The organism is Nocardia sp. NPDC050712 (assembly GCF_040654295.1).
Taxonomy (GTDB): Bacteria; Actinomycetota; Actinomycetes; order Mycobacteriales; family Mycobacteriaceae; genus Nocardia.
In genome coordinates, this window is sequence record NZ_JBFAHT010000002.1 from 1,497,879 (window position 1) to 1,512,670 (window position 14,792).

The window sequence follows — 14,792 nt, forward strand, 5'->3', positions numbered from 1 at the left end:
GACTGCTATCCCCGAATGCTTTGTGGCGCTCAGGCGGTGGCGTTCTGCCCGGTGTTGCGGATCTCGACGATCGGCAGCTGCAACGCCGCCGGCGCGCCCGCGGGCACCACCGGCTGCTTGGGCGCGACGGGCGCGATCCGCTGGTAGCCCTGCCCCGGCGCGGGCCGGGTGTCCTGCTCGCCCTTGTTCGGCCAGTACGCGGCGGCGCGCTCGGCCTGCGCGGTGATGGTCAGCGACGGGTTCACGCCCAGGTTCGCCGAGACCGCCGCGCCGTCGACGACACTGAGCGTCGGGTAGCCGTAGACGCGGTGGTAGCCGTCGATGACACCGTGCTCGGCGTCCGCGCCGATCGCCGCGCCGCCCAGGAAGTGCGCGGTGAGCGGGATGTTGAAGATCTCGCCCCAGCTACCGCCGGCGATGCCGCCGATCTGCTCGGCGACCTTGCGGGTCACCTCGTTGCCGGCCGGGATCCAGGTCGGGTTCGGTTCGCCGTGGCCCTGTTTCGAGGTCAGCTTGCGCCCGAACAGGCCGCGCTTGGTGTAGGTGGTGATCGAGTTGTCCAGGTGCTGCATGACCAGCGAGATGATGGTGCGCTCGCTCCAGTTCCGGGTGGACAGGAAGCGGAACAGATCCAGCGGGCGGCGCAGCACCAGCAGCAGGAAGCGCAGCCAGCGCGGAATGCGGCCGCCGCCGTCGACCATCAGGGTCTGCAGCAGGCCCATGGCGTTGGAGCCCTTGCCGTAGCGCACCGGCTCGATGTGGGTGTCGGGGGTGGGGTGGATCGAGGAGGTGATCGCGACGCCCTTGGTGAAATCGACGCCCGGCGTCACCTTCTTGGTGGCCGCGCCGACGATCGACTCGGAGTTGGTGCGGGTGAGCACACCGAGCCGATCGGAGAGCTGCGGCAGTACACCCTTGTCGCGCATGGCGAACAGCAGTTGCTGGGTGCCGCGGGTGCCGGCGGCGAGCACCACGTGCTCGGCGGTGTAGGTCTTGGGCTGCTTGCGGACCCAGGCGCCGGTGCGGACGGTGCTGACATCCCAGGTGCCGTCCGGCAGCGGGCGGATCCCGGACACGGTGGTCATCGGAACGACCTGCGCGCCCGCCTTTTCCGCGAGATACAGGTAGTTCTTCACCAGGGTGTTCTTGGCGCCGAACTTGCAGCCGACCATGCAGTCGCCACACTCGACGCAGCCGGTGCGCTCGGGGCCGACGCCGCCGAAGTACGGGTCGGCGGCCTTCTGACCGGGCTCACCGAAGAAGACGCCGACCGGAGTCTGCACGAAGGTGTGGCCGACGCCCAGGTCGTCGGCGACCTTCTTGAACACCTCGTCGGCCGGGGTCATGTGCGGGTTGCGCACCACGCCGAGCATCTTCTGCGCCTGCTCGTAGTACGGGGTGAGCTCCTCGCGCCAGTCGGTGATCTCGCGCCACTGCGCGTCCCGGAAGAACGGCTCCGGCGGGACGTACAGGGTGTTGGCGTAGTTCAGCGAGCCGCCGCCGACGCCCGCGCCGCCGAGGATGAGCACATCGCGCAGCAGGTGGATGCGCTGGATGCCGTAGCAGCCCAGGGCGGGCGCCCAGAGGAACTTGCGCAGATCCCAGCTGGTCTTGGGCAGCTCGTCATCGGCGAAGCGCTGGCCGGCTTCGAGCACGCCGACCTTGTAGCCCTTCTCGACCAACCGCAATGCGGTGACGCTGCCGCCGAATCCGGAGCCGACGATGAGTACGTCGAAATCCGTCGCCCGCTGGTCCATGTGCAGAACTCCCTCGATGCCGGTCTTCTGTGACTGTCGGTAACACTACTCTCCAGTAGTGGTGCGGCTCACGCTCGGGTTTTCCACCAGTTGACGGTGACGGCCACGGCTTCGTCAAGAGGGGTGGGACGCAGGTCGAGTCGCCGCGCGCTGGCGCTGGAATCCAGCACGAACGGCGCGGCGCCCTGGTAGCTCATCTCGGCGAATTCGCGCATTTGCGGGCTGACCAGGCCGAGGGCCCGCAACAGGCCCGGGCCGAGGGCCGCCACGCCGGGCTTCGGCAGGCCGGCCGCGTCGCCGATCAGGTCGATCAGCTCGCGCTGGGTGACCGGCGGCGCGGTCGGGGCGTGCAGAAAGCTGTTCCACAGCGCCGGGTCGGCGGCCGCGCGGATCATGGCCGCCGCGAGGTCGGGGACATAGGTGAACGAGTGCGGCTGATCCAGGCGGCCGAGCGCCTTGGCCTTCTTCCCGGCCAGGATCGGGGCGAAGATCTGCTCGCCGGACATCGAGTTGCGCACGTAGGGGCCGAGGAAGTCGGCGGCGCCGACACTGACGGTGGGAGTCGTGTGGGCTTCCCGGGCACGCACCAGCTCCGTGCGGACTCCGGGCTTGCCGCCTTCGGCCTCGCGCGGCATGTCCTCGGTGATCGGGCGGTCGACGCGACCGTAGGAATAGAGGTTCTCCGCGATCACGACCACGGTGCCGGTCTTGCCCGCCTCGTCGAGCACCGACTGCTGCGCGGGAATCAGCTCGGCCCGCCAGGCCTGCGCGGCGTAGCGCGAGGCGCCCGCGCAGTGGTACACCGCCGCCGCGTCCGCGAATTCACCCGAAAGCTGTTCGGGCCGGCCGATATCCACCGCGCGGCGTTCGATGCGGGGATGGTCCGGGCCGCTGCCGGACCGGGTGAGCACCCGGACCTGCTGACCGGCGGCGGCCAGCTGCTCGGCGATGGTCTGGCCGACAGGCCCGGCTCCGGTGACGATATGCAGGTCCGACATCATGATCCTTTCGCGGGCCCACGGCCCTTTTCAGTTTTCGAGAGCACCGCTCTCTGCTGTGCCCAGCTTGCCCCGGATTCGGACTCGTGTCAAGAGCGGTGCTCGCTAATGTTGACAATGCTCTCCATTTATTGCACGGTGTCTGTATGCCCACGACACCCCGCGCCCGCGCTCGCGCCCAGACCATGGAAGACATCGTCCGGATCGGGCGTGCGCATCTGGCCAGCGACGGCGCGGCCGCCCTGTCGCTGCGCGCGGTGGCCCGCGACCTGGGCGTGGTGTCCTCGGCGGTCTACCGCTACGTGCGCAGCCGCGACGAACTGCTGACCCTGCTGGTGATCGACGGCTACAACGCGCTCGGCGACGCGGTGGACGCGGCCCTCGTGGGCGCGCCCGACGAGCCGCGGGAGCGCTTGCTGGTCCTGGCCCGTGCCGTGCGCACCTGGGCGCTGGCCGAACCGGCAAGGTACGGGCTGCTTTTCGGCACGCCGGTACCCGGCTACGACGCGCCCGCCGAGCAGACGATGATGCCCGGCACCCGGGTCATCGTCACCATGCAGGCCCTGTTCGGGCAGGCCTACGAGCGCGGCCTGCTCACCGCGCCCGACCCGCTGCCGGTGGTATCCGGCGCGCTCTCGGGCAGTTTCGAGGTCATTCGCCGCGAGTTCGGGCTCGACCTGCCGGACTGGCTGGTCACCCGCGGGGTGACGCTGTGGGCGTCGCTGTTCGGCTTGGTCAGCGGCGACGTCTTCGACATGTACGGCGGCGGAACCTTCGCCGATCGCGACGAGCTGTTCGAGCTCCAAATGGCCGCGCTGCTCGACATGCTCGGCTTCCGGCCCTGAATTGTGCTGTGGCCCAACCTTGATGCGAGCTCACAATCGAATTGTGCGGTGACACAACGCACTATTGCCCATGATAGTGATCGGCATTACCCTACTCGCCAGTAGCCAAACGGCGTCGCAGTGGACGCCGAATCGAGCGGGGAACTCATGAGCAGACGACGGCGTCTCCTGCGTGCCGTCACCACCTCGGTGGTGACGGTCATCGCGGTCAGCACCGGCCTGGTGACGGCACAGACCGGGCAGGCGATGCCGGACGGCGGCGCGCTCGGCGCCCAGTGGACCGCGACACATACTGGGCCACAGGCGTATCCGAACGTCTTCGTGGAATGGGACGTCCCCGTCACGATGAGCGACGGCACCGTGCTCGAGGGCAACGTGTACCGGCCCGCCGACGCCTCGGGGCAGCCCATCACCGAGCCGACACCCACCATCGTCAACCTGACCCCCTACTCGAAGCTCATCAGCAATCTCGCCGATTCGGCGATGAGCATCCCGGTCCTGAGCGACGCGCTGCTGGGCGCGATGCGCGACTTCGACCTGTCCGGGCTCGGCCTGGGCGGGCTCACCGAGGTCACCAAGGCGCTGCCCGCCGGCCTGGCCCGGACCTTCAGCGTCGACCGGAATCTGGTGCGGTCCGGCTACACCCAGGTGGTCGTGGACGTCCGCGGTACCGGCTTCTCACAGGGCAGGTGGCAGGTATTCGGGGAGCGCGAGCAGCTCGACGGGGTCGAGGTGGTCGACTGGGCCGCGCGTCAGCCCTGGTCGAACGGCAGCATCGGCATGACCGGAGTGTCCTACTCGGCGATCAACCAATTGCAGACCGCCGAGCGCAGACCCGCGGCGCTGAAAGCGATCTTCCCCGTCGTGCCGGGCAGCGACCTGCTGCGCGACATCGCCGCCACCGGCGGCGGCATCGGCGTCGGATTCCTGCCGCTGTGGCTGATGGCGGTCAACGGCACCAAGCTGGTGCCGAACGTGCAATCGCTGCTGAACGGCACCTTCGACGCGCGCTGGCTGGCCGACCGGGCCGCCGACCCGCTCACCTTCTTCAACGTGCTGCTCGCCGCGCTGACGGTGCCGACCATCGAAGAGCTGCCCGATGTCCTGCTCGACATCGTCGACGACACCTCCGCGATCCGCACCGACTGGCTCGGCCACCCCGACCGCATCGATATTCCGACCTTCGTCTACGGCGGCTGGCACGACATCTTCACCTACAGCTCACCGCAGGTGTTCAACGCGGTGAATGTGCCCGCGGGGCAGAAGAAGCTGGTCATGGGGGACACCTATCACCTGACCACCGCCAGCGGCATGGGTGCGCCGGGCGCCCCGCCGCGCCTGGACGTGCTGCAGCGCGCCTGGTTCGACAAGTGGCTCAAAGGCATCGACAACGGCATCGACGACTATGCCGACGTCACGCTCTGGCAGCAGGGCGGCGCCTGGACCAGCACCACCGAATTCCCGCGCCCCGGAATGGATTACCGGCGCCTGTACTTCGATCCCGCGATCTCCGGCACCGCGCGCAGCGTGCACGACGGCTCGCTGAGCGCCGAGCCCGGCGCCGCCGCCCGCCTGACCGTCGCCCCCGGCCTGACCGGTCTGTGCTCGCGCGACGCCGCCACCGGGACCGCCGGCGGCACGGCGGTACTCGATGTGTGCGCCAAGGACAATCGCATCAACGAACTCAACGGGCTCACCTTCACCAGCGCTCCCGTGGCCGAACCGACCGCGATCTCGGGTCCGATCGCGGTACACCTGAACACCGTGCTGGACGCCACCGACGGGTACTGGGCGGTCACCGTCAACGACGTCGCCCCTGATGGCCGCTCCACCGTCTGGACCAGCGGCCAACTCCAGGCCTCGCTGCGCGCGGTCGACGAAGCCAAGGCCACACGATCACCGAACGGCGACTACACCGATCCCTACCCGATCCTGACCCTGGCCACCCGCACCCCACTCGTCCCCGGTGAGCCGACCGCCGTCGACATCGGTCTCGCCGCCACCGACGGCGTCCTGCAACCCGGCCACCGCCTCCGCATCGACGTCTTCGCCCTCAACGCCCCCCGCGGACTTCCTTTGCGGCCCTTGCTGAACGCCAGCGAATTGAAGCCGCAGCACCTCGAACTCGACCCGAACCGGCCGAGCTGGGTCAACATCCCGATCGGCGGCAACCCCGGCTGGTGAGCTAGCGGCTGACCAGCGTGCGGAGTTTGCCGGCCAGCGCACCGGTATAGACGACGGCCCCGACGCCGGTCAGCGCGACGGCGTAGGGCAGCTGCTGCTCGCCGCGTGCCTTGCCCTCGCGCTGATCGGAGAGTTTCGACTCGTAGGTGTAGCTGTCGCCGCTGCCGCCGGAGACGATGCACTTGTCGCCGGGAACCATGCGCATGCCGTCGCATTCGGGGGTCGCCGCCGGGTCGGCGTTGGCGGCGAAGAGGGCGATGGCGAGCCAGAGGACGCCGGCGATGAGGGCCGCGATACCGGCTTGCCGGATCACCCCGAGCGGGCCGCTGCTGTTCGCCATCTATCCTCCCCAGGTAGATGGGGCGAGCCTAGCGCGCGAAACCGCCTGGGGCGCTCCGATTCACGTGCCGTCCGGGGATCGTGACCGGGTCGACGCCCGACGGGTTATTCCGGGACGGTCACCGGGTCGGTGCAGCTTGCGGGCGCGTCCACGAAGGAGCAGGCCTTGGGTGCGCGGGTCGGGCGGTAGGCGGCGGGGACGCCGCCCGCGCGGGTGATCGCGGCGTAGGCGGGCACGGCGTCGGTGGGTTTGCGGGTGAGCGACGGATCGGTCAGCACGTCCACGGTGTAGAGGCCGAAACGTGGTGTGTAGGAACCCCACTCGTAGTTGTCGGTCAGGCTCCAGTAGTTGTAGCCGATCAGGTTGATGCCGTCTGCCTTGGCGCGCTGCAACCAGTAGACGGTGTCGCGCAGCAGGTCGGCGCGGGAGTAGCCGTCTGCGCGCGGGTGGCCGTTCTCGGTGGGCATGCCGTTCTCGACGATGTAGAGCGGCTTGCCGGGGAAGGCCCGCGCGTAATGCTGGAGCGCGTAGTAGATGCCTTCGGGCTGCAAGGAGTTCTTCCAGAGCTCGTCGAAGCTGAAGCCGCTGGTGAGGGTGTCGGGGGAGATGCCGTAGTAGTAGTCGATCCCGATGTAGTCCAGTTTGTGCGCGATGCGCGACATCATGGCGCCGCTGACGAGATCGTCGGCCGCCGGGATGTAGGCGACGTTGCTGGTCACCATCGCGCCGGGCTGCACCTGGTGGATGTAGTCGTAGATGGCGTTGTGCGACTGGGCCAGGCGCTCGTTCATCGCGGGCGCCTCGGTCACGGCGATGCCACCGTGCCGGGTCTCGTTGATGACGTACATCGCGGGCTCGTTGAACGTCACCCACAGTGGGTCGGCGGGGGCATACCGGTCCACAACCCGGCGCGCGTTGGTCAGCCAGTCCTGCACCATGCCGGGGTTGGCCCAGCCGCCGCGATCGACCTCCCAGCCCGGGTACACCCAGTGGTCCAGGGTCAGCATCGGCCGCATGCCCGCGGCCTTGATGGTGGCGATCACGTTGTCGTAGAAGCGGAATCCGTCCTCGTCCCACTCGCCCGGGGCGGGCTGCACCCGCGCCCACTCGATGCCCATCCGGTACACCGTCACCCCGAGATCCGCGGCCAGCTGGATGTCGGAGCGATAGCGGCTGTAGAAGTCGATCGACTCCAGGTACGGATCCTCGGTCTTCCCCGCTGCCACGTAGCGGGCCCAGTTGCTGTCCGGCGCATGCCCTTCGGCCTGGTAGCCGGAGGCCGCGACGCCCCACAGGAAGTCGGAGCCCAGGGGAGCGAGCTGCTCGGGCGGCGCCGGCCTGGCCTGCGCGGTGGCGCCGACCGCCAGCGTGGCGGCGGTAGCGGACAGGGCGGCCAAGGCCTGGCGGCGGCTGAGCGAGCGCATGTGTCTCCTGCGGAATTCGTTGCTCGGGCGCGCGTCCGGCGGCCCGGGTTCACTTGTCCGGCAGCCTAACTGGTCGAACGTCCGAATTGGGCGTGGATCGATGGGGCAATTGTGCATGGGCACGAGTCGGTGGGGGTGGAGGTGCGGAGGGTGGGTCGTACGGCCGATAGTGGGGGACCGGCGGGCGGGCCATCCGGTGTGTGCAGGCCGGGGGACTCTCGAGCTGCCGTAGATCTATGCGCTGGAACAGCTTTGCCGCGCATGAATCCAGTTGGAATGAACGACTTCTGGCTGCTATAAAACATCCTGGTAGGTAGATATGCGCATCTACGCACATATCTGATCACCTTAGAACCACCACACGGGGAGACTCCACACAAACACTCAAGTCCGCTGATACGAACCAATAACTTTGATCAGACAGCGACCTTGCTGGTAGCGACCAGGTATCCCTTGGGATCCCGCCACGCCTCACCCGGGTGATACCTGAACCAGTCCTCGATATCGGCCGTGAGATCGGTGAGTATCGCCGGGCGAGCCGGATGACCCGGAGTGATCCCGTCGAAGGTGAACAACGACTCGGCGAACCGGATCAGCGGCTCGGGTGTCTCGAAGACGAGCGCGTTGTCGCGGTACAGCAGCTGCGCGGTACCGAAGGCCGCTTCCAGCAGCGGCGGAAGGCTTTCGGAGTCGACCGTGTACGGGGGCGCGGTGGTGGGATCGATCCCGTAAGTGGCGGCGTGCGCGGTGATGAGTTCGCGAATGCGCGGGGTGTTTCCGGGCCGGTTGACCACGAGCACGACGGTGCCGCCGGGTTTGGTGGTGCGCCGGAATTCGGTGAGCGCGGCCGCCGGTTCGGGCACGTGGTACAGCATGTGGCGGGCGGTGAGAATGTCGAAGGTGTTGTCCTCGAACGGCATCCGGGTGGCGTCGGCGAGAATGCCGCGCACGCCGGGAATGATCGCGGCGGCGGCGACCATGGTGGCGGCGGTGTCGACGCCGACGAGTGGGCCCTGATGACCGGCCTCGGCCAGGCTCGCGAGGAATCGGGCGTCGCCGCAGCCGATGTCGGCCAGGTATTCGGTGCCGGCGAGGTCGATGGCGGCTAGGACGTCGGCCTGCGGGTCGTGCGGATGTTCGGAGAAGCGCCGGTGGGTTTCGATCCGCACGCGCAGCGCGGTGGGATCGGCGTATTCGGCGTCGAGCTGGCTGGGTGCGCCGGGATGCGATTTCATCGGTGGTCCTTCGGTCCAGTGGCCGTGGTGACTCCGCGTGTTATCTGGCGCGAGCGTACCCCGCAGTGCGGCTGGGAGAACCGTTTTCGCCGGTCGAGGGATCGTCGAGGACGGGTTCGCCGAGCCCGATGCGGCGCTGGATGCGCTGCATCCAGGCCGGGGCCCACCAGCAGCGGTCGCCGAGCAGTTGCATGACGGCCGGTACCAGCAGCATGCGCAGCAGGGTGGCGTCGATGAACAGTGCCGCGATCATGCCGAAGGCGATGTACTGCATCATCACCAGGTCCGAGAAGGCGAACGCGCCGGTGACGACGAGCAGGATGAGGGCGGCGGCGGTGATGATGTTTCCGGTCTGCGCGGTGCCGATGCGGATGGCCTCGCTGGTGCTGGCGCCGAGGGCGCGGGCTTCGACCATGCGGGAGATGAGGAAGACCTCGTAGTCGGTGGAGAGCCCGTAGATGATCGCGATGATGAGCACGAGCATGTTCGACTGGATGGGTTGCGGGGTGAAGTTGAGCAGGCCCGCGAGGTGGCCGTCGACGAAGATCCAGGTGAGGATGCCGAGGGTGGAGCCGAGGCCGAGGGCGCTCATGAGCGCGGCCTTGATCGGCAGGATCAGGGAGCCGAAGGTGAGGAACATCAGCACGGTGGTGAGGAACAGGACCAGGGCGATCATCACCGGAATGCGGTACAGCAGTGCGTCGATGCTGTCCTTCTGCATGGCGGGCATGCCGCCGACGAGCATGGTGACGTCGTCCGGGACGTCCATGCGGCGCAGGTAGTCGATGGTTGTGCCGGCTTGGTCGGAGTCGACGAGCAGTGCGCTGGTGCGGTAGACGTCTTTCTGTGTGGTGGATCGGGAGGGGATCTTGAAGCCGTCGGTCAGTCCGGGGGCGGCGTTGGCCTGCTTGACTACCGACCCGATGGCGAGGGAATTGCCGGAGACGAAGACGAGTTCGAGTGGGTCGGAGCGTTTCTGGTCGAAGCTGGTGTCGATGGCTTCCTGGGCGAGGCGGGTCGGATTGTCCGGGGGCAGATAGCGTTCGCTGAAGCCGCCGAAGATGAGGTTGCCGACGGGGACGGTCAGGAAGAGCAGCAGCAGGCACAGGGGGACGGCGAGTTTGCGCGGGTGGCGCATCACCCAGGCGGTGGAGCGCTCCCAGAGTCCGTTGTCGGCGCTGCGGGTGGTGCGGGATCGCTTGAATCCGAGCAGGTCGACGCGCGGGCCGAGGATGGCAAGCATCGCGGGCAGGATGGTGATGGCGGTGAGTGCGGCCAGGGAGACGGTGGCGATGGCGCCGTAGGCCATGGATTTGAGGAAGGCCTGTGGGAAGAGCAGCATGCCGCCGAGGCTGGCGATGATCATGGTCGCGGAGAAGGCGACGGTGCGTCCGGCGGTCATGACGGTGCGGCGCACGGCGTCGGGGGTGTCGTGGCCGGCGGCGAGTTCTTCGCGGAATCGGCTGACGATGAACAGGCCGTAGTCGATGGCCAGGCCGAGGCCGATCATGGTGACGATCGGTTCGACGAAGGAGTTCACCTCGGTGAAGGTGGCGACGAAGCGGACGACGCCGTTGGCCCCGATCATGGTGAGCCCGCCGACGATGAGTGGTAGTGCGGCCGCGACGATGCCGCCGAAGATGAAGAACAGCAGCAGTGCCACCGCGGGCAGGGCGAGGATCTCGACGCGGTGGATGTCTTCGGCCATCTTGTCGTTGAGGGTTCCGGCGAGTGGTTGCAGTCCGGCGACTTGGACGTCGAGGCCGGGGATGGTGAAGGCGTCCTTGACGTTGCGGTAGCTGCGCATGATGTCGGTGTCGTTGTCGCCGTGCAGGGCGATCAGCGCGATGGCGCGGGTTTTGTCGGGGGTGGTCGCGGCGGCGCCGGTGACTTTGGCGGTGACGGCGGGCCAGTAGGCGGCGTTGATGCCGGAGATTTCGCCGGGGTGCCGGCGCGGGAGCTGGTTGAGGCTGTCGATGGCGGCGGCGCTGAATTGCGGGTCGTCGACGGTTTTTCCGGCGGGTGCGGTGTAGAGGACGGCGACGTCGAATTCGTGGCTGCGGCCGAAGGCTTGGTCGGCCAGGCGCGCGGCTTCGGCGGATTCGGAGGTGTTGTCGAACATGCCGCCGGAGCTGAGGTGGTCACCGAGGTCGGAGCCGTAGGCGCCGAGGGCGAGCAGGGCGGCGCTGACCAGGGCCAGGACCAGGAACCGGAGTCGCGAGACGAGCGCGCCCCAGTGCGCGAACATCAGTGGGCTCCGCCGATTCTCGGGGGACGGGGTGTCTGGAATGCCGTGGCGCCGTTGTGCATCCCACCAAAGGTACCGACCGGCGCTGAGCTAGGGCTGTGGCATGGGGAGGTCGGTGGGGCCGAGCAGTTTGGTGAGGATGGTTGCGAGGGCGTCGAGTTCGGTGGCGTCGAGGCGGGCAGCGAGGTGGGTGGCGATGCTGTCGCGGTAGTGCGGCGCGGCGCGGCGCAAGTGCTGGCGGCCGGTGTCGGTGCAGTCGACGAAGGCGGAGCGGGCGTCTTCGGGGTTGGGGCGACGGGCGACGAGGCCGGCGTCTTGCATTTCGGTGACCAGGCGGCTGACGCGGGTGCGGCTGAGGACGACGCGGTTGCCGAGGTCGGTCATGCGCAGGGGGCCGGCGCCGTCGAGTTCGAGCAGGACGTCGTACCAGGCCAGGGGCAGGCCGGCGGCGCGTTGGAGGTCGGTGTCGATCTGGGGGACGAGGTGGGCGTGCACGCGGAGCAGCGCCGACCAGGCGCGGTCGGCGCGGCGGTGCTGGGTCGGGGTGGCGGCCATGGCGCGATCGTACTCGACTTGCGTGCGTGCGCACATATATAATAGCGTGCGCACGCACATAAAATCGAATGTGCTGTCTGGAAGGAACTCTCATGGTTACTGTCATCACCCGCGCCGAACTGGCCGAGGCGATCGAATCCGGCTCGGTGACGGTGCTGGACACCCTCGGCCCGGCCTACTACGCGAAGGCGCACCTGCCCGGCGCGCGGATCCTGGTCGAGGCCGATGTGGAAGCCCTTGCGGCCCAGGTGCTTCCGGATCGGGACGCGGCGATCGTCACCTACTGCTCGAACGAGGTGTGCCGCAACAGCGAGAACGTCGCGGTGAAGTTGCAGGCGCTCGGCTACGGCAATGTGCGGGCCTACCGTGCCGGTATCGCGGATTGGGCGGCGGCGGGGCTGCCGGTGGAATCCGGCGCCTGACCCGGTGTCCCGGGCCGATCGGTCGCTGCCGGCGGGCGGTCATCGGTCCGGGGCGGGGGCTCCGAAGGCGAGCAGGAAGGCGCGGATGGCGGCGAGGGCGCCGTCGATGTCGTCGAGGTACTGGGTGCGGTGTGCGGGGTCGGGGACACCGTTGTAGTCGGTGATGACGGTGATCAGCATGTGTGGTGGCTGGGGTTCGATCCGAACCAGACACAGGCCTAATGGGGGCTTGTGTGGCCTCATCGGTCCAGGGTCGCCCACCTCGCGTCACCGCGGCGTTATCGACCGATTTTTCGGGTACCGGGCTACTCGTGCTCGCGGTGGTGCGGGCGGCGGAGACTGTCGGCAGATGGTCATTGGAACGGTATGACGACACGCACGGGCGGTGACGTCGCCGTGACGGTTGCGCAGTACCGTTTGCCCGTACTACGCCTGGACGGTGAGCGGATGCCATGGACACGCTGAGCCAGCGGAGCGAGCTGAATCGCGTTGCTTCGCAACTGCATTTGTTCGGTGGGCCGTATGTGACGGTCGGTGCGGAACGCCACGAGGTACCCGAGGGCAGCAAACGATTGCTGGCCCTGCTCGCGCTGCGCCCGGGGCGGGTGGAGCGCCCGTGCGCGGCGGGTCTGCTGTGGCCGGTGGTCGAGGAGAAGCGGGCCTCGGGCAATCTGCGTTCGGTGCTGTGGCGATTACGCGCGGCGGGACTGGATCTGGTGATCTGCGATCAGATGGCGCTGAGCCTGCGCGCCGATGTCGCGGTGGACGTGCACCTGGTCAACGCGTGGGCCTGCCGGTTGATCCAGGGCGCGGCCCAGCAGCGGGATCTGACGGTGGACCCGTGCCTGGACGAGGCGCTGGATCTGCTGCCCGGCTGGTATGACGACTGGGCGATCTTCGAGCGCGAACGCCTGCGTCATCGGGTGCTGCACGCGCTGGAGAGTCTGAGCCGGCAGTTCTGCCTGGCGGGCCGCTACGCCGAGGGCGTGGACGCGGCGATGCTGGCGGTGGGCGCGGATCCGATCCGGGAGAGCGCGCAGCGGGTCTTGATCGAGGCGCATCTGGCCGAGGGCAACGTGGGGGAGGCGCGGCGGGCTTTCGGGGTGTTCCGCCGCTTGATCCTGCGTGAACTCGGGGTGCCGCCGTCCCCGCAGTTGACGGCGTTGCTCGCGGGTGCGCGCACGACCGGCCACCCGCCGCAGGCGAGTGGCCGGGTACCGGCGTTCAGCCGCGGAACCACATGGGGCGCAGCAGCGGACCGTCCTCGGGAAGCTGGATCGGATCTCCCTCGATGACGAACCCGCAGCGGGCGTAGAGCCGCGCGGACCGTTCGGTGCTGGCCTCCAGGTAGGCGGGCAGCCCGGCGTCGGCGGCGGCTTTGGCGCGTTCGCTGACGATGGCGGCGCCGGCGCCTTTGCCGCGATGCTGCGGCAGGGTCGCGATCACCTGGAGATAGCGGTGCGGGTATTCGGCGGGGTGGGTCTGTTCGAGGATCGCGGTGAGTGCGCGCAGCCGGCGCATCGGGGCGACGGGCGCCTGCTCGTAGAGGGTGCGCATCTCGGCGGCTTCGCGTTCGAGCCGGTTGCGGTCGCGCACCGTCTGCCACAGCGAGACCGCCCAGGTCTGTTCGCCGTCGCCCGCGACCCACACCTCGTCCTCGCGTAGCGCCTGTTCGAGCATGCCCGGTGCGTGCTGGGTTCGGTACAGCTCGGCGATGTCGGGGTGGTCGCGCACGATCCAGCTGAAGACCTCCTCGTCGGCGCTGGCTTCGGCGAACACCGGCGCCAGTGTGTCGAATTCGTCCAGTGCCGCGCGGCGGACCGTGAGCTGTGTAGTCATCTGCAACCTCCCGAGGTGAACGGTGTCTTCGTGAGCCCAAGGTAGGCCGAGGCCGACGGAGTTACGACAATTTCGTCACACTGGATGTCGTGACGAAAATGGAGGCGGCCGCGTGCGCGGTGTGCGGGGAGCGGGTAGCGCATCCGGTGCGCGGGCGGCGGCGGCGCTACTGTTCGCGCTCGTGTCAGGCCCGGGCCTATCGGGCCCGGCGGCAGGCCGCGCCGCCGCGCCGTAGCGCGCCGCGGCGGCTGACGACCGTGGCGATCGTGCGCGCGGCCGTCGCGCTGGCCGATCGGGAAGGTCTGGAAGGGCTGTCGATGCGGCGCCTGGCCACCGAGCTCGGGGTCGCGACCGCGGCGCTGTACCGGCATTTTCCGGACCGCGACACCCTGCTGGCCGAGATGGCGGAGTTGACGCTGGCCGAGATCGCCCCGCCGCCACCGGGTTCGGCGGGCTGGCGGGCGGGCCTGGCCTACGAGGCGCGCGGTGAATGGCAGCTCTATCGCCGGCATCCCTGGATGCTGCCGGTGCTGGCCCAGACCCGCCCGCCGGTCGGCCCGACGCTGCTGGACTCCCTGGAACGTCCGTTCGCGGCGGTGTACCGCCCGGGGATGTCGCGCGAAACCGTGCTGACGGTGTGCCTGTCGGTGTCGAGCCTGGTGCAGGGGCTGGCGCTGCTGGTCACCTCCGAACGCAGACCGCTGGGTTTGCGGGCCACGGCCGAGCAGGTGGCGGCGCTGGTGGACCCGGTGACCTATCCGATGCTGGTCCAGGTCTTCGACACCGGCACGACCGGGCTCGACATCGATCTCGACCGGCTCTTCGAGGACAGCCTGGCGCTGCTGTTCGACGGCATCGCGGCCCGCCATTTCCCGGACGAGGTCGGTCGAACGCGCACGTGACAGCTGGGTGACGACCTCGCTGCCACAGTGACCCCATGCCCAA

The 14,792-nt window shown here is 68.7% G+C and carries 14 protein-coding genes; 5 read left to right on the forward strand and 9 right to left on the reverse strand.

Annotated features, from left to right (window positions below):
* Positions 1–29: 29 nt before the first annotated feature.
* Positions 30–1,757, reverse strand: coding sequence for a GMC family oxidoreductase (locus AB0H76_RS17815; protein WP_357324513.1), 1,728 nt, complete (start codon positions 1,755–1,757; stop codon positions 30–32).
* 68 nt (positions 1,758–1,825) lie between these two features.
* Positions 1,826–2,755 (reverse strand): NAD-dependent epimerase/dehydratase family protein, encoded by a 930-nt coding sequence (locus tag AB0H76_RS17820; protein WP_357324516.1) that lies wholly within the window; start codon positions 2,753–2,755, stop codon positions 1,826–1,828.
* Positions 2,756–2,901: 146 nt separating this feature from the next.
* Here AB0H76_RS17820 and AB0H76_RS17825 point away from each other — a divergent pair, with 146 nt between their 5' ends.
* Together AB0H76_RS17825 and AB0H76_RS17830 are read left to right on the forward strand one after the other, a co-directional pair.
* Positions 2,902–3,600 carry a WHG domain-containing protein gene (locus AB0H76_RS17825; RefSeq protein ID WP_357324519.1) on the forward strand — a complete coding sequence of 233 codons (699 nt, stop codon included), beginning with the start codon at positions 2,902–2,904 and terminating at the stop codon, positions 3,598–3,600.
* A 147-nt stretch (positions 3,601–3,747) separates the two neighbouring features.
* A complete protein-coding gene (locus tag AB0H76_RS17830; protein WP_357324522.1) occupies positions 3,748–5,784 on the forward strand; it encodes a CocE/NonD family hydrolase in 2,037 nt (678 codons plus the stop codon).
* Position 5,785: 1 nt separating this feature from the next.
* On the opposite strand, the gene AB0H76_RS17835 is transcribed toward AB0H76_RS17830, so the two are convergent.
* The 5 genes from AB0H76_RS17835 to AB0H76_RS17855 form a co-directional block, all read right to left on the reverse strand.
* The gene (locus AB0H76_RS17835; protein WP_357324524.1) at positions 5,786–6,124 is read right to left on the reverse strand and encodes a hypothetical protein; all 339 of its coding nucleotides are present in this window, start codon (positions 6,122–6,124) and stop codon (positions 5,786–5,788) included.
* Positions 6,125–6,228: 104 nt separating this feature from the next.
* Positions 6,229–7,548 carry a family 1 glycosylhydrolase gene (locus AB0H76_RS17840; protein WP_357324527.1) on the reverse strand — a complete coding sequence of 440 codons (1,320 nt, stop codon included), beginning with the start codon at positions 7,546–7,548 and terminating at the stop codon, positions 6,229–6,231.
* Between the two features lie 416 nt (positions 7,549–7,964).
* Positions 7,965–8,783, reverse strand: a complete 819-nt coding sequence (locus AB0H76_RS17845; protein ID WP_357324530.1) for a class I SAM-dependent methyltransferase — start codon at positions 8,781–8,783, stop codon at positions 7,965–7,967.
* Between the two features lie 40 nt (positions 8,784–8,823).
* A complete protein-coding gene (locus tag AB0H76_RS17850; RefSeq protein ID WP_357324533.1) occupies positions 8,824–11,031 on the reverse strand; it encodes an MMPL family transporter in 2,208 nt (735 codons plus the stop codon).
* Between the two features lie 90 nt (positions 11,032–11,121).
* Positions 11,122–11,586 carry a MarR family winged helix-turn-helix transcriptional regulator gene (locus AB0H76_RS17855; RefSeq protein ID WP_357324536.1) on the reverse strand — a complete coding sequence of 155 codons (465 nt, stop codon included), beginning with the start codon at positions 11,584–11,586 and terminating at the stop codon, positions 11,122–11,124.
* Positions 11,587–11,678: 92 nt separating this feature from the next.
* Here AB0H76_RS17855 and AB0H76_RS17860 point away from each other — a divergent pair, with 92 nt between their 5' ends.
* Positions 11,679–12,008 (forward strand): rhodanese-like domain-containing protein, encoded by a 330-nt coding sequence (locus AB0H76_RS17860; RefSeq protein ID WP_357324539.1) that lies wholly within the window; start codon positions 11,679–11,681, stop codon positions 12,006–12,008.
* Between the two features lie 39 nt (positions 12,009–12,047).
* Here AB0H76_RS17860 and AB0H76_RS17865 read toward each other — a convergent pair whose 3' ends face one another.
* Complete coding sequence (locus tag AB0H76_RS17865; RefSeq protein ID WP_357324542.1) at positions 12,048–12,188, reverse strand: hypothetical protein; 141 nt, start codon at positions 12,186–12,188, stop codon at positions 12,048–12,050.
* Positions 12,189–12,460: 272 nt separating this feature from the next.
* Between AB0H76_RS17865 and AB0H76_RS17870 the strand changes: the two genes are divergently transcribed.
* Positions 12,461–13,303 carry a BTAD domain-containing putative transcriptional regulator gene (locus AB0H76_RS17870; protein ID WP_357324545.1) on the forward strand — a complete coding sequence of 281 codons (843 nt, stop codon included), beginning with the start codon at positions 12,461–12,463 and terminating at the stop codon, positions 13,301–13,303.
* On the opposite strand, the gene AB0H76_RS17875 is transcribed toward AB0H76_RS17870, so the two are convergent.
* Positions 13,233–13,847 (reverse strand): GNAT family N-acetyltransferase, encoded by a 615-nt coding sequence (locus AB0H76_RS17875; protein ID WP_357324548.1) that lies wholly within the window; start codon positions 13,845–13,847, stop codon positions 13,233–13,235. The two genes, AB0H76_RS17870 and AB0H76_RS17875, sit on opposite strands and share 71 nt — an antisense overlap.
* A 98-nt stretch (positions 13,848–13,945) precedes the next feature.
* Between AB0H76_RS17875 and AB0H76_RS17880 the strand changes: the two genes are divergently transcribed.
* Positions 13,946–14,749, forward strand: a complete 804-nt coding sequence (locus AB0H76_RS17880; RefSeq protein ID WP_357326229.1) for a TetR/AcrR family transcriptional regulator — start codon at positions 13,946–13,948, stop codon at positions 14,747–14,749.
* Positions 14,750–14,792: the final 43 nt, after the last annotated feature.